The following is a 14,169-nucleotide window of genomic DNA, read 5'->3' as shown; positions in this document are numbered from 1 at the left end:
CTGGCATGCCCACGCCAGTCGCCCACCCCCACCAGCATTCGGAGGCACGCATGCCCGTGCACAGACCCGGATCGGTACGTCTCCTGCTCGCCGGCCTGCTGATCGGCGCACTCTCCCTCGTCCTGGCCGCCCCGGCCGCCCCCGCCGGCGCCGCCGACACCCCCACCCGCGGCTCCGCCCACATGGGCATGGGCGTCCTCGCCCACGACGGCCAGAACGGCGTCCCGCGCGACACCCGCGCCACCCAGACGGAGGGCGTCGACGTCTCCAGCCACCAGGGCAACGTCGCCTGGTCCACCCTCTGGAGCAGCGGAGTGAAGTGGGCCTATGCGAAGGCGACCGAGGGGACGTACTACACGAACCCCTACTTCGCCCAGCAGTACAACGGCTCCTACAACGTCGGCATGATCCGCGGCGCCTACCACTTCGCCACCCCGGACACCACCGGCGGCGCCACCCAGGCCAACTACTTCGTCGACCACGGCGGCGGCTGGTCCAGGGACGGCAAGACCCTCCCGGGTGTCCTCGACATCGAGTGGAACCCGTACGGCGCCTCCTGCTACGGCAAGAGCCAGAGCGCGATGGTGACCTGGATCCGCGACTTCCTCAATCAGTACAAGGCCCGCACCGGGCGGAACGCCGTCATCTACACCGCCACCAGCTGGTGGACCGAGTGCACCGGCAACTACAGCGGGTTCGCCGGCGCCAATCCGCTGTGGATCGCGCGGTACGCGTCCACCGTCGGCACGCTGCCCGCCGGATGGTCGTACTACACGATGTGGCAGTACACCTCGTCCGGGCCGACCGTCGGCGACCACGACAAGTTCAATGGGGCGCTGGACCGGGTCGTCGCGCTCGCCAACGGCTGAGCCGCCCCACCCGCGTACGGCGAAGGCCCGGGCCTCCCTCACGAGAACCCGGGCCTTCACCTCATCCGGTCGCGTCCGTCACGTCGCGACCGGAAGTCACGCCGCGACCGGGACCTCCGGCGTCGCCCCGTTGGTCGCCGGGGCCAGCGCCAGTTCCAGGACCTGGCGGACGTCGGTGACGGGGTGGACGTCGAGCTTGTCCAGCACCTCCGCCGGGACGTCGTCCAGATCGGCCTCGTTGCGCTTCGGGATGATGACGGTGGTGACGCCCGCCCTGTGCGCAGCGAGCAGCTTCTGCTTCACACCGCCGATGGGCAGCACCCGCCCCGTCAGCGAGACCTCGCCGGTCATCGCCACGTCCGTGCGGACCAGCCGCCCGCTCAGCAGCGACGCCAGTGCCGTCGTCATCGTGATGCCCGCGCTCGGGCCGTCCTTAGGCACCGCGCCCGCCGGGAAGTGGATGTGCACGCCCCGGTCCTTCAGGTCGCCGACCGGCAGCTCCAGTTCGGCGCCGTGCGAGCGGAGGAAGGACAGGGCGATCTGCGCGCTCTCCTTCATCACGTCGCCCAGCTGGCCCGTCAGCGTCAGTCCCGCCGCGCCCGTCTCCGGGTCCGCCAGGGACGCCTCGACGAACAGCACGTCACCGCCGGCGCCCGTCACCGCGAGGCCCGTCGCCACGCCCGGCACCGCCGTACGGCGCTCGGCCGGGTCCTGCGCCGACTCCGGAACGTGGTGCGGGCGCCCGATCAGGCCGCGCAGCTCCTCGTCCGTCACCGTGAACGGCAGCTTCCGCTCGCCCAGTTCGTGCTGGGCCGCGATCTTGCGCAGCAGGCGTGCGATGGACCGCTCCAGGGTGCGCACGCCCGCCTCGCGGGTGTACTCGCCGGCGAGCTTGCGCAGGGCGCTCTCGTCCAGCGTCACCTCATCCTTCCGGAGCCCCGCCCGCTCCAGCTGGCGCGGGAGCAGGTGGTCACGGGCGATGACGACCTTCTCGTCCTCGGTGTAACCGTCGAGGCGGACCAGCTCCATACGGTCGAGCAGGGCCTCCGGGACGGCCTCCAGGACGTTCGCCGTCGCGAGGAACACGACGTCGGACAGGTCGAGCTCGACCTCCAGGTAGTGGTCGCGGAAGGTGTGGTTCTGGGCGGGGTCGAGGACTTCCAGGAGGGCCGCCGCCGGGTCGCCCCGGAAATCGGAGCCCACCTTGTCGATCTCGTCGAGGAGCACCACCGGGTTCATCGACCCGGCCTCCTTGATCGCGCGGACGACACGGCCGGGCAGCGCACCGACGTACGTACGCCGGTGACCGCGGATCTCCGCCTCGTCCCGCACACCGCCGAGGGCGACCCGGACGAACTTGCGGCCCATCGCGTGCGCGACCGACTCACCGAGCGACGTCTTGCCGACGCCGGGCGGACCGACCAGTGCCAGTACGGCACCGCCGCGCCGGCCGCCGACGACCCCCAGCCCCCGCTCGCTGCGCCGCTTGCGCACCGCCAGGTACTCGGTGATCCGCTCCTTCACGTCCTCCAGGCCCGCGTGCTCGGCGTCCAGGACCGCCTTCGCGCCCTGGATGTCGTACGCGTCCTCGGTCCGCTCGTTCCACGGCAGTTCGAGCACGGTGTCCAGCCAGGTCCGGATCCACGACCCCTCGGGCGACTGGTCGCTGGACCGCTCCAGCTTGTCGACCTCCTTGAGGGCCGCCTCACGGACCTTCTCCGGGAGGTCGGCGGCCTCCACGCGCGCGCGGTAGTCGTCGGACTCCTCGGCCGCGTCCTTGGAGTCGCCGTTGAGCTCACGCAGTTCCTTGCGTACGGCCTCCAGCTGGCGACGGAGCAGGAACTCGCGCTGCTGCTTGTCCACGCCTTCCTGGACGTCCTTGGCGATGGTCTCGGCGACGTCCTGCTCGGCGAGGTGGTCGCGGAGCTGCTGGGTGGCGAGCTTGAGGCGGGCCACCGGGTCGGCGGTCTCCAGGAGCTCGACCTTCTGGTCGGTGGTGAGGAAGGGCGAGTAGCCGGAGTTGTCGGCGAGCGCGGAGACGTCCTCGATGGCCTGGACGCGGTCCACGACCTGCCAGGCGCCGCGCTTGCGGAGCCAGGCGGTGGCGAGGGCCTTGTACTCCTTGACCAGTTCGGTGACATGCCCCGGCAGCGGCTCGGGGGCGGACTCGTCGACACGGGTGCCCTCGACCCAGAGGGCGGCACCCGGGCCCGTGGTCCCGGCGCCGATCCTCACCCGGCCCCGGCCGCGGATCAGCGCGCCCGGGTCGCCGTCGGCCAGCCGGCCGACCTGCTCGACGGTGCCGAGGACACCGGTGCCCGGGTAGGTCCCGTCGATCCGTGGCACCAGCAGGACCTTGGGCTTCCCCGGTTCCGAGCGGGCGGCGGCCTGGGCGGCCTCCACCGCGGCGCGCACGTCGGGGTCGTTCAGGTCGAGCGGGACCACCATCCCGGGCAGCACGACCTCGTCGTCGAGCGGCAGCACAGGCAGGGTGAGCGATGTGGACGTCGAAGCCATGATCTCCCCTTCGGCATTCAAGTTGAGCTATGCCGACTCAATGCACGTGAGCCTTCGAATGTTCCCCAAGGGGCGTTCGCTGTGAGCGATCACGTCTGCCGCATCGAGTCATCCTGCTGCTGTAATAACCACAATCGACCTTCGGTTATTACCGTGGATGTTCAGGAGGGGGCGCCGTGGATCGGAACGTCCGGGCATGGGTGGACGGCTGGATCGTCTCGCGCGGGGCGGCACCGCCGGTGGTCGAGCCGTGGGGCTGCACGATCGACATGGGGACGGACGGCCATGTCACCCGGCATGTGTTCGGCGCGGTGAACGAGGACGTCGCCGAGACCGACGTACGGAAGGTGGCCGGGGCGGTGACCGGGGCCGGGGTGTGGCTCAAGGTGTTCCGGGACCCGGCCGTCGTCGGCGACTGGCTGGGCGAGGGATGGTGGATCGACCCCGAGCCCGGCTACCTGATGACACTCCCCCTGACCACGACACCCGACCGACCGGCCGTCCCGCACGGCTACCGCCTCCGCACCTGGTCCCGCGGGGGCGTCACCCGCACCATGCTCGCCGCACCCGACGGCTCCTGGGCGGCCCGCGGCCAGCTCGCCCCCACGGGCGCGACGGCGGTCGTCGACCAGGTCGCCACCTCCCCGGCCCACCAGTGCAAGGGCCTCGGCACCTTCGTCATGCGCACCCTCCAGCACGCAGCGGCCGAACAGGGCGCGGAGACCTGCGTACTGGCGGGAACGCCGGACGGGCGGGCGCTGTACGAGTCGCTGGGGTGGACGGTGAGGGCCCTGCTGACCAGCGCCAAGTTCACCGGGCGGTAGCGCGGGGTGGCGGTCTCGCGGGGGGGGCGCTGTGGATGACGGAACTGTGCGTGCGCGGCGACGCGCGCCACGGATACGGCGGCCTTCCCGCGCCCGACGGTGAGCGGAGCACGAGCAACGCGGCCGCCGCCCGCCCTTTGCCCGGCGGCCGTCGTCGCCGAAATTCGGTTGCCCCCTCCCAACCAGTCCGTACGGTCTTCCCCATGACCGATGCCACGATCCTGCTCTCCGCCTACGACGCCCAGATGCGCGGTGTTCCGCCGACGCCGCCCGCCGGGGTGACGTACGAGGAGGACGGGCCGCTGCTGCGGGTCGTGGGACAGTTCCGGGGGTTTGTGAGCGGGCCGCGGGATCTCGGGGTCGACGGGGAGTCCCTGGACGGTCTCATCGCGCGGCAGCGGGACTTCTTCGCGGCGCGCGGCGAGGCCGTGGAGTGGAAGACGCGGGGGCACGACTCCCCCGCCGACCTCACCGTACGGCTCCGCGCGGCGGGCTTCGTGCCGGAGGAGCAGGAGACGGTGATGATCGGGCGCGCGGCCGACATGGCCGTACGAGAGCCCGTGCTGCCGGACGGGGTGACGTTGCGTCGGACCACGGCGGACGCCGACATGCGGCGCATCGCCGCCATGGAGTCGGCCGTCTGGGGCCAGGACTGGGGCTGGCTCGCCGACGAACTGACCGCCCGTCTCGCGACCGACCCCGACGAACTCGCGGTCTACGTCGCCGAGGCGGACGGCGAGGTCGTCTCCGCGGCCTGGCTGGCCTTCCGCGCGGGGAGCGACTTCGCGAGCCTGTGGGGCGGTTCCACCCTCGCCGAGTGGCGGGGACGCGGGATCTACCGCGCCCTCGTGGCCACCCGAGCCGCGCTCGCGACCGCGCGCGGTGTCACGTACCTGCACGTGGACGCCTCCGACGACAGCGCGCCCATCCTGCGGCGCCTGGGCTTCGAGGCGGTGACGACGACCACGCCGTACGTCTGGACACCACCGCGGGCCGACCGCCCGAACGTCACGCCGTAGCCCCAGCCTCCGCGCCTCCACCCCTCGCCCGCTGCCCCTGCCGTGCCCGGATCGCCGCGGCATCGCAAGCCCGCCGTGATGAATCCGCAGGGATTTACGGGGACTTGGGGCAGCGGATGGCCGGCCCCCTGTCAACTCCGCAACCACCGCCCGCACGGAGCCGGCCCGGGGGACGAACAGCGTCTCTGGATACCGGGGTTGTCTAAGCGGCCGGCGGCGGTGAGGAAGGCGTAGGCCGGCGAGCCGTGCCGGAGGCGCCCGTACCGCCCTGCCCCGTCCTCAACGCGGCGCTCCCCGCGACCGGGGTGGCGGCCCACCGTCGTATCAGCGGCCACGTGGCGACCCCGATGGCCAGCGCCGTCAGATGCCCCCACTCCGTCATCGGGTCGGTGAAGGCGGCCAGGTCCTGCACCAGCATCCCCCCGAACAGCCCCAGCAACGGCCATCGCGCCCACGGCGGCAGCAGGCCCGCCAGCGCGCCCGTCCCCGCAGCGACGCCGAAGCTGATGCCGTAGTCGAGGCGGTGCAGTGAGGTGTCGGGGAGGTGGCCGGCGAGGACGGCCAGGCCCACGGGGAGTTCGGTCGCCAGTGTCGCCAGGACATGGCCGAGGAGGAAGACGCCGGCCGTGCGCACACCGCCTACGCGGCGTTCCAGCGCGGTCATGACGAGCAGGAAGCCGAGGACGTACGGCGATGTGATGCCGCCCGCGATCCACAGCGCGCTGGCGAGCAGTACGAGTACGGGCGTGCGGACCAGGTGGGCCACGTCCGTGCTGGAGCCCTGGAGGAGGGAGTGCACGAGGGCGGGGTCGGCGTACTCGGTGACGAGGGACGTCGCGGCGAGGACGACCGCGTAACCGAAGGTGAACGGCGTGCCTGTGGGCGTGGGGAGGAGGCGCCAGGGGCGGATGCGCGGGCGGCGCTGCGGAGCCTCGGGGGCCGTTGTCACCGGGGTTCGCTGGCGCGGTATGCCGTCCAACAGGCCGGAGACATCGGGGAGTCCGGGCTCTCCGGGCGGGCCGGAGGCATCGGGTAGGCGGGCCGTCCCAGTCCGTTCCACCGTGAGGCGCTCCTTCCGTTTCTCCCTCCCAGCCTTCGCGCCCCGCACCCCGGCTGTCTGTGACCGGCGCCACCCCGGAGCGGATTCACAGGTACTTCTCAACAACCGCCCGCGGGCCACGGCCCGGCCGTCTCGTAAATCGTCGCCCTGTGGATCGTCGCCCCGAAATTCTCTGTGCCCTCTCCACCGAACTGCCAGGATGGGCCGATGCCCATCTCGTACGACATCCCTGAAGTCCTGGACCGTCGCGAGGGCCCGCACGGCGAGGTCGTGCTGCGCCGGCACGGCGAGTTGCTGCAGATCATCGCCAACGGGTGCTTTCTGATGGACACCTCGGACGGCAGATCGGAGCGGCTGCTGGTCGATGTCGCGCTCGACGCGCTGGAGGGACGGCCCGAGCCGAGTGTGCTGATCGGCGGGCTCGGGGTCGGGTTCTCGCTCGCACATGCCGCCGGGCAGCCGCAGTGGGGGCGGATCGCGGTCGTGGAGCGGGAGTCCGCCATCATCGACTGGCACCGTCACGGTCCCCTGTCGGCACTCTCCGCACAGGCGCTCACGGATCCACGGGCCGAGATTCTGGAAACCGATCTTGTCACTTATCTGAATGAGACATCGGACACGTACGACGCGCTGTGCCTGGACATCGACAACGGCCCCGACTGGACCGTCACCGAGGGCAACGACGGCCTGTACTCGGCCACCGGACTGGCCGACTGCGCAAGGGTGTTGAGGCCCGGCGGGGTGCTCGCCGTGTGGTCGGCGCAGCCGTCTCCGGAATTTGAAGGAACCCTATGGAATGCCGGATTCCAGCGGGTGCGTACCGAAGAGGTGCCCGTTGCCCGGGGCGTTCCGGACGTGGTGCACATCGGTGTCCGACCTGGATAGCCGTGGCGTGGTGACTCCCCGTACTCTGCTTCCCTGGCGCAGATCATTCAAGCGTCAATCGCAAGCATGCACAGGCACAAGCCAGTAAGCGGGATCACCCCACTGATTCCGGAAAGCAACCCTTGGGGCGGGCGATGGAGCAGACACACACCTCCCACAACGGCACGGCTACGGCCACTCCCGGCGCACAGCGGCGGGTGCTGGTGGTCGAGGACGACCCGACGATCGTGGAGGCCATCGCGACCCGTCTGCGTGCCGAGGGATTCCTCGTGCAAACCGCGGGCGACGGTCCGGCGGCGGTCGACACGGCCGAGGCCTGGCAGCCCGATCTGCTGATCCTCGACATCATGCTGCCCGGCTTCGACGGTCTGGAGGTCTGCCGGCGTGTGCAGGCCGCCCGTCCGGTGCCGGTGCTGATGCTCACCGCGCGCGACGACGAGACCGACATGCTGGTCGGGCTCGGGGTCGGCGCCGACGACTACATGACCAAGCCGTTCTCGATGCGGGAGCTCGCGGCGCGGGTGCACGTCCTGCTGCGGCGCGTGGAGCGGGCGGCCCTGGCCGCCGCCACGCCCAGAAGCGGCATCCTGCGCCTCGGCGAGCTGGAGATCGACCACGCGCAGCGCCGGGTGCGGGTCCGGAGTGAGGATGTTCACCTCACCCCCACCGAGTTCGACCTCCTGGTGTGCCTGGCGAACACCCCGCGCGCGGTCCTCTCCCGTGAGCAGCTGCTCGCCGAGGTGTGGGACTGGGCGGACGCCTCCGGCACCCGCACGGTCGACAGCCACATCAAGGCGCTGCGCCGGAAGATCGGTGCCGAGCGGATCCGCACGGTGCACGGCGTGGGCTACGCCCTGGAGACGCCGACGCCATGAGCGGCGGTCCGGCCGGACGGAGAGGCCCCGGGGAACAGCGGAAGGGCTCGGGCGAGTCCTGGGGCAGCGTGCGCCCGTTCTCGATCAAGACCAAGCTGGGGGCGCTCGTCGTCACCTCGGTCCTGATCACGACGGGCCTGTCGATGATCGCGGTGCAGACCCAGACGGAACTGCGCTTCATCACGGTGTTCTCGATGATCGCCACACTGCTCATCACGCAGTTCGTGGCGCACTCGCTCACGGCTCCGCTGGACGAGATGAACGCGGTCGCCCGCTCCATCTCGCACGGCGACTACACCCGCCGGGTGCGCGAGAACCGCCGGGACGAGCTGGGCGACCTCGCCGAGACCATCAACCGGATGGCCGACGACCTGGAGGCCCAGGAGCAGCAGCGCAAGGAGCTCGTGGCGAATGTCTCCCACGAGCTGCGCACCCCCATCGCGGGGCTGCGGGCGGTGCTGGAGAACATCGTGGACGGGGTCTCGCCCGCGGACCCCGAGACGATGCGCACCGCGCTCAAGCAGACCGAGCGCCTGGGCCGGCTGGTCGAGACGCTGCTCGACCTCTCCCGCCTGGACAACGGCGTCGTACCGCTGAAGACGCGCCGCTTCGAGGTGTGGCCCTATCTGTCGGGCGTGCTGAAGGAGGCCAACATGGTCGCCTCCTCGCGCGCGGGCATGGCTTCCGGGTCCGGCAGCCACACGCGCACCGACGTGCATCTGCACCTCGACGTGTCCCCGCCGGAGCTGACCGCGAACGCGGACCCGGAGCGGATCCACCAGGTCGTGGCCAATCTGATCGACAACGCGGTCAAGCACAGCCCGCCGCACGGGCGGGTGACGGTGAAGGCCCGGCGCGGGGCCCTGCCGGACTCGCTGGAGCTGGAGGTTCTCGACGAGGGCCCCGGCATTCCGCGCTCGGAGTGGCACCGCGTCTTCGAGCGGTTCAACCGGGGGGCCGTGAACCGGCCGCACGGTCCGGGCAGCGACGGCGGTACGGGCCTGGGCCTGGCGATCGCCCGCTGGGCGGTGGATCTGCACGGCGGCCGGATCGGCGTGGCCGAATCCGATCGTGGTTGCCGGATTCTTGTCACCCTCCCGGGACTTACATCTTTGCCAAGTTGACGTAAAGTTCGAACCGGAGCCACAAGATCCACCCCTGTCCGCACTGACGGACACGTGTGATCGGCCACTGCTCGGCCACAGGCCCGCGCCATCGGCGTCCGGGGCCGTGCTCACCCCTTCCCAGCTCAGGCCGTGAGAAGCGGAACCACGCTTGTTTCCCGCCATTTCTGACCCCGAAACACGCTTTCTGATGTGACTTACGCGACGATGACCTTGCTCGGCCTGACCTTCCCGGCCAGGGAGGCGTAGCCTTTATTCCCGCTGTCCATCACCTTGTGAAGCGGAAGAGGGCGGTTGCCGCCGTGTCGCCACAGTCCCCCAGTAACTCGAGCATCTCGACCGACACCGACCAAGCAGCGGGCAAGAACCCCGCTGCGGCGTTCGGTCCCAATGAGTGGCTCGTCGACGAGATCTATCAGCAGTACCTCCAGGACCCGAATTCGGTAGACCGAGCCTGGTGGGACTTCTTCGCCGATTACAAGCCGGGCGCTGCCGCCCCGGCTGCGGCTGCTGCTCCGGCCCCTGCCGCCCCGGCTCCGGCGGCTCCCGCCGCCCCCGCGGCTCCTGCGGCGCCCTCGGTGCCTGCGCCGGCTCCCGCGGCCCCTGCGGCCGCGCAGCCCGCCGCCGCGCCTGCGGCGCCCGCGAAGGCCGCCCCGGCCGCCGCTCCGGCTCCGGCCGCTGCGAAGCCCGCCGCGGCCAAGCCCAAGGCCGAGCCGGCCGCCGCCGCCGCGGAGGGCCCCGAGCTGGTCACGCTGCGCGGCCCCGCCGCCGCGGTCGCGAAGAACATGAACGCCTCGCTGGAGATGCCCACGGCCACGTCCGTGCGCGCCGTCCCGGTGAAGCTGCTCTTCGACAACCGCATCGTGATCAACAACCACCTGAAGCGCGCCCGGGGCGGGAAGATCTCCTTCACGCACCTGATCGGCTACGCGATGGTGCAGGCGATCAAGGCCATGCCGTCGATGAACTACTCCTACGCGGAGAAGGACGGCAAGCCGACCCTGGTCAAGCCCGACCACGTGAACTTCGGCCTCGCCATCGACCTGGTGAAGCCCAACGGCGACCGCCAGCTGGTCGTCGCGGGCATCAAGAAGGCCGAGACGCTGAACTTCTTCGAGTTCTGGCAGGCCTACGAGGACATCGTCCGCCGCGCCCGCGACGGCAAGCTGACGATGGACGACTTCTCCGGTGTCACGGTCTCCCTGACCAACCCCGGCGGCCTCGGCACCGTCCACTCCGTGCCGCGTCTGATGCCCGGCCAGTCGGTCATCATGGGCGTCGGCTCCATGGACTACCCGGCGGAGTTCCAGGGCACCAGCCAGGACACCCTGAACAAGCTCGGCATCTCGAAGGTCATGACGCTCACGTCGACCTACGACCACCGGGTCATCCAGGGCGCCGCCTCCGGCGAGTTCCTGCGGATCGTCGCGAACTTCCTCCTCGGCGAGGGCGGCTTCTACGACGACATCTTCGAGGCCCTGCGCATCCCCTACGAGCCGGTCCGCTGGCTCAAGGACATCGACGCGTCGCACGACGACGACGTCACCAAGGCCGCGCGCGTCTTCGAGCTGATCCACTCCTACCGGGTCCGCGGCCACGTCATGGCCGACACCGACCCGCTGGAGTACCGCCAGCGCAAGCACCCCGACCTCGACATCACCGAGCACGGCCTCACCCTGTGGGACCTGGAGCGCGAGTTCGCGGTCGGCGGCTTCGCGGGCAAGTCCCTGATGAAGCTGCGCGACATCCTCGGCGTGCTGCGCGACTCGTACTGCCGCACCACCGGCGTCGAGTTCATGCACATCCAGGACCCCAAGCAGCGCAAGTGGATCCAGGACCGCATCGAGCGCCCGCACTCCAAGCCGGAGCGCGAGGAGCAGCTGCGCATCCTGCGCCGCCTGAACGCGGCGGAGGCCTTCGAGACCTTCCTGCAGACGAAGTACGTCGGCCAGAAGCGCTTCTCCCTGGAGGGCGGCGAGTCCGTCATCCCGCTGCTGGACGCGGTCATCGACAGCGCGGCCGAGTCGCGCCTGGACGAGGTCGTCATCGGCATGGCCCACCGCGGCCGGCTGAACGTCCTCGCCAACATCGTCGGCAAGTCGTACGCCCAGATCTTCCGCGAGTTCGAGGGCAACCTCGACCCGAAGTCGATGCACGGCTCCGGCGACGTGAAGTACCACCTGGGCGCCCAGGGCACCTTCACGGGCCTGGACGGCGAGCAGATCACCGTCTCGCTGGCCGCGAACCCCTCCCACCTGGAGACGGTCGACCCGGTCATCGAGGGCATCGCCCGCGCCAAGCAGGACATCATCAACAAGGGCGGCACGGACTTCACCGTCCTGCCGGTCGCCCTGCACGGTGACGCGGCCTTCGCGGGCCAGGGCGTGGTGGCCGAGACCCTGAACATGTCGCAGCTGCGCGGCTACCGCACCGGCGGCACGGTCCACATCGTCATCAACAACCAGGTCGGCTTCACGGCGGCGCCGGAGTCCTCCCGCTCGTCGATGTACGCCACCGACGTGGCGCGGATGATCGAGGCCCCGATCTTCCACGTGAACGGCGACGACCCGGAGGCCGTGGTCCGCGTGGCCCGTCTCGCCTTCGAGTTCCGCCAGGCGTTCAACAAGGATGTGGTCATCGACCTCATCTGCTACCGCCGCCGCGGGCACAACGAGTCGGACAACCCGGCGTTCACCCAGCCGCTGATGTACGACCTGATCGACAAGAAGCGCTCGGTGCGCAAGCTCTACACCGAGTCCCTCATCGGTCGCGGCGACATCACCCTGGAAGAGGCCGAGCAGGCGCTGCAGGACTACCAGGGCCAGCTGGAGAAGGTCTTCACCGAGGTCCGCGAGGCCATCACGGCCCAGCCGGCCGAGGGCCCGATCTCGGACCCGCAGGCGGAGTTCCCGGTCGCCGTGAACACCGCGATCTCCACGGAGGTCGTCAAGCGGATCGCCGAGTCCCAGGTCAACATCCCCGACACCTTCCACGTCCACCCGCGTCTGCTGCCGCAGCTGCAGCGCCGGGCGACGATGGTCGAGGACGGGACGATCGACTGGGGCATGGGCGAGACCCTCGCCGTCGGTTCGCTCCTGCTGGAGGGCACCCCGGTCCGGCTGTCGGGCCAGGACTCCCAGCGCGGCACCTTCGGCCAGCGCCACGCGGTCCTCATCAACCGCGAGACGGGCGAGGAGCACACCCCGCTCCAGTACCTCGCCGAGGACCAGGCCCGCTACAACGTCTACAACTCCCTGCTCTCCGAGTACGCGGTCATGGGCTTCGAGTACGGCTACTCGCTGGCCCGCCCCGACGCGCTCGTGATGTGGGAGGCGCAGTTCGGTGACTTCGTCAACGGCGCGCAGACCGTGGTCGACGAGTACATCTCGGCGGCGGAGCAGAAGTGGGGCCAGACGAGCGGTGTCGTGCTGCTCCTCCCCCACGGCTACGAGGGCCAGGGCCCGGACCACTCCTCGGCCCGTGTCGAGCGCTTCCTCCAGCTCTGCGCGCAGAACAACATGACGGTAGCGATGCCGACGCTCCCCTCGAACTATTTCCACCTCCTGCGGTGGCAGGTGCACAACCCGCACCACAAGCCGCTGGTGGTCTTCACCCCGAAGTCGATGCTGCGCCTCAAGGCCGCCGCGTCGAAGACGGAGGAGTTCACGTCGGGTCAGTTCCGCCCGGTCATCGGCGACGCGTCCGTGGACCCGTCCGCGGTCCGCAAGGTCGTCTTCGTGGCGGGCAAGCTGTACTACGACCTGGAGGCCGAGCGTCAGAAGCGCGGCATCACGGACACGGCGATCATCCGCATCGAGCGCCTGTACCCGCTCCCGGGTGCCGAGCTCCAGGCCGAGATCGCCAAGTACCCGAACGCCGAGAAGTACCTGTGGGCCCAGGAGGAGCCGGCGAACCAGGGCGCCTGGCCCTTCATCGCCCTCAACCTGATCGACCACCTGGACCTGGCGGTCGGCGCGGACATCCCGCACGGCGAGCGGCTGCGGCGCATCTCGCGCCCGCACTCCTCGTCTCCGGCGGTGGGTTCGGCCAAGCGTCACCAGGCCGAGCAGGAGCAGCTGGTGCGTGAGGTGTTCGAGGCGTAGGCCTCGGCACAGCTGATCGATTGCAGAAGGGCCCGACCCCGTCCAGGGGCCGGGCCCTTCCCGCTACGGGGTGTGTTCATGAGCAAGCGCCACATACACAAGATGCTGCGCCGGACGGGCAGCGGTGAGCCCGTCGAGGCCTCCGCGGGCCTGGCGACCGCCAGAGGGCTCGCCCAGCTCGCCTTCTACGCCGAGCAGTTCGGGTACGTCTACCGGGACACCGGGCAGGCGGGGCTGAACGGCCGGAAGGTCGTGGTCCACCTCGCCCCGGACCTGAGCCCGCAGGCCCGCGCGCGGGCGGCGGAGAACTGGTCGCGGTACCCGGACGCCGCCTCCGGGGGCGCGCTGCCGCCGCTGGATTCCCGTGCGATCGACGTGCTCAAGGCCCGGATCCAGTTCGACATGACCAACCAGCTCACCGAGAAGCAGAGGATCGGCATCGCGGTGTTCGCGTTCAGCTTCCTGTGCATGCCGCTGGCCGTGAAAGCCGGCCTCGGCATCGGCGCGGCCGTCTGGGCCGCGCTGATGGCCCTCGTCGCCGTCGGCTCCTTCTACAGCCGACGTGCCAACGCACGCATCGCCACCGAGCTGGAGGCAGCCGGCTTCCGGCTGGTCACCGAGCCGATGGGGCGGCGGCGCTACCTGCCGCCGCCCGGTGAGACCGGCTGAGGCCCGCCACCCCTACTCGTCGTCCTCGTCGTCGTCCAGCCGCGCGAGCCACGTCGCCAGCCGCTCCACCGGCACCTCGAAGTCCGGGTTGAGATCGACGAACGTCCGCAGCTGCTCGGCGAGCCACTCGAAGGTGACCTCCTCCTCGCCGCGCCGCTTCTCCAGCTCTTCGATGCCACGGTCGGTGAAGTACAACTCTCGCTCCTGATACGGACGGGCGGTTG

11 protein-coding genes are annotated in these 14,169 nt (G+C 70.5%); 8 read left to right on the top strand and 3 right to left on the bottom strand.

All coding sequences use genetic code 11. The annotated features are described in order from the left end of the window. Nucleotides 1-50: 50 nt before the first annotated feature. Nucleotides 51-869: a lysozyme gene (locus PH203_RS33290; protein ID WP_289924899.1), complete on the top strand. Its 819-nt coding sequence runs from the start codon at nt 51-53 to the stop codon at nt 867-869. A gap of 96 nt (nt 870-965) precedes the next feature. Here PH203_RS33290 and lon read toward each other — a convergent pair whose 3' ends face one another. Beyond that, nucleotides 966-3,386, bottom strand: coding sequence for an endopeptidase La (gene lon / locus PH203_RS33285; protein WP_289924898.1), 2,421 nt, complete (start codon nt 3,384-3,386; stop codon nt 966-968). 176 nt (nt 3,387-3,562) lie between these two features. Between lon and PH203_RS33280 the strand changes: the two genes are divergently transcribed. Continuing rightward, a complete protein-coding gene (locus PH203_RS33280; protein WP_289924896.1) occupies nt 3,563-4,210 on the top strand; it encodes a GNAT family N-acetyltransferase in 648 nt (215 codons plus the stop codon). Nucleotides 4,211-4,413: 203 nt separating this feature from the next. Then, nucleotides 4,414-5,229, top strand: coding sequence for a GNAT family N-acetyltransferase (locus tag PH203_RS33275; RefSeq protein WP_289924895.1), 816 nt, complete (start codon nt 4,414-4,416; stop codon nt 5,227-5,229). A 202-nt stretch (nt 5,230-5,431) separates the two neighbouring features. Here the strand turns inward: PH203_RS33275 and PH203_RS33270 are convergent, their stop codons facing one another. Continuing rightward, entirely contained in the window at nt 5,432-6,289 is an 858-nt protein-coding gene (locus PH203_RS33270) for a rhomboid-like protein (protein WP_289924893.1), read from the bottom strand. A 207-nt stretch (nt 6,290-6,496) separates the two neighbouring features. Between PH203_RS33270 and PH203_RS33265 the strand changes: the two genes are divergently transcribed. From PH203_RS33265 to PH203_RS33245, 5 genes are all read left to right on the top strand, one after another. Beyond that, nucleotides 6,497-7,174 (top strand): spermidine synthase, encoded by a 678-nt coding sequence (locus PH203_RS33265; protein WP_289924891.1) that lies wholly within the window; start codon nt 6,497-6,499, stop codon nt 7,172-7,174. A 134-nt stretch (nt 7,175-7,308) separates the two neighbouring features. Beyond that, nucleotides 7,309-8,049 (top strand): response regulator transcription factor, encoded by a 741-nt coding sequence (locus PH203_RS33260; RefSeq protein ID WP_046261291.1) that lies wholly within the window; start codon nt 7,309-7,311, stop codon nt 8,047-8,049. Further along, complete coding sequence (locus tag PH203_RS33255; RefSeq protein WP_289924890.1) at nt 8,046-9,173, top strand: ATP-binding protein; 1,128 nt, start codon at nt 8,046-8,048, stop codon at nt 9,171-9,173. Before PH203_RS33260 ends, PH203_RS33255 begins: the two co-directional genes overlap by 4 nt. 302 nt (nt 9,174-9,475) lie before the next feature. Next, nucleotides 9,476-13,276, top strand: a complete 3,801-nt coding sequence (locus PH203_RS33250; protein WP_289924888.1) for a multifunctional oxoglutarate decarboxylase/oxoglutarate dehydrogenase thiamine pyrophosphate-binding subunit/dihydrolipoyllysine-residue succinyltransferase subunit — start codon at nt 9,476-9,478, stop codon at nt 13,274-13,276. A 78-nt stretch (nt 13,277-13,354) separates the two neighbouring features. Beyond that, nucleotides 13,355-13,945, top strand: a complete 591-nt coding sequence (locus PH203_RS33245; RefSeq protein ID WP_289924885.1) for a hypothetical protein — start codon at nt 13,355-13,357, stop codon at nt 13,943-13,945. 12 nt (nt 13,946-13,957) lie between these two features. Here the strand turns inward: PH203_RS33245 and PH203_RS33240 are convergent, their stop codons facing one another. Then, a complete protein-coding gene (locus PH203_RS33240) occupies nt 13,958-14,140 on the bottom strand; it encodes a DUF6104 family protein (RefSeq protein ID WP_019058231.1) in 183 nt (60 codons plus the stop codon). Nucleotides 14,141-14,169: the final 29 nt, after the last annotated feature.

The sequence above is a fragment of the Streptomyces sp. S.PB5 genome (genome assembly GCF_030403745.1).
GTDB lineage: Bacteria > Actinomycetota > Actinomycetes > Streptomycetales > Streptomycetaceae > Streptomyces.
The sequence above is the reverse complement of the archived record's forward strand: the minus strand, read 5'-3'. Positions and strand labels throughout refer to the sequence as shown.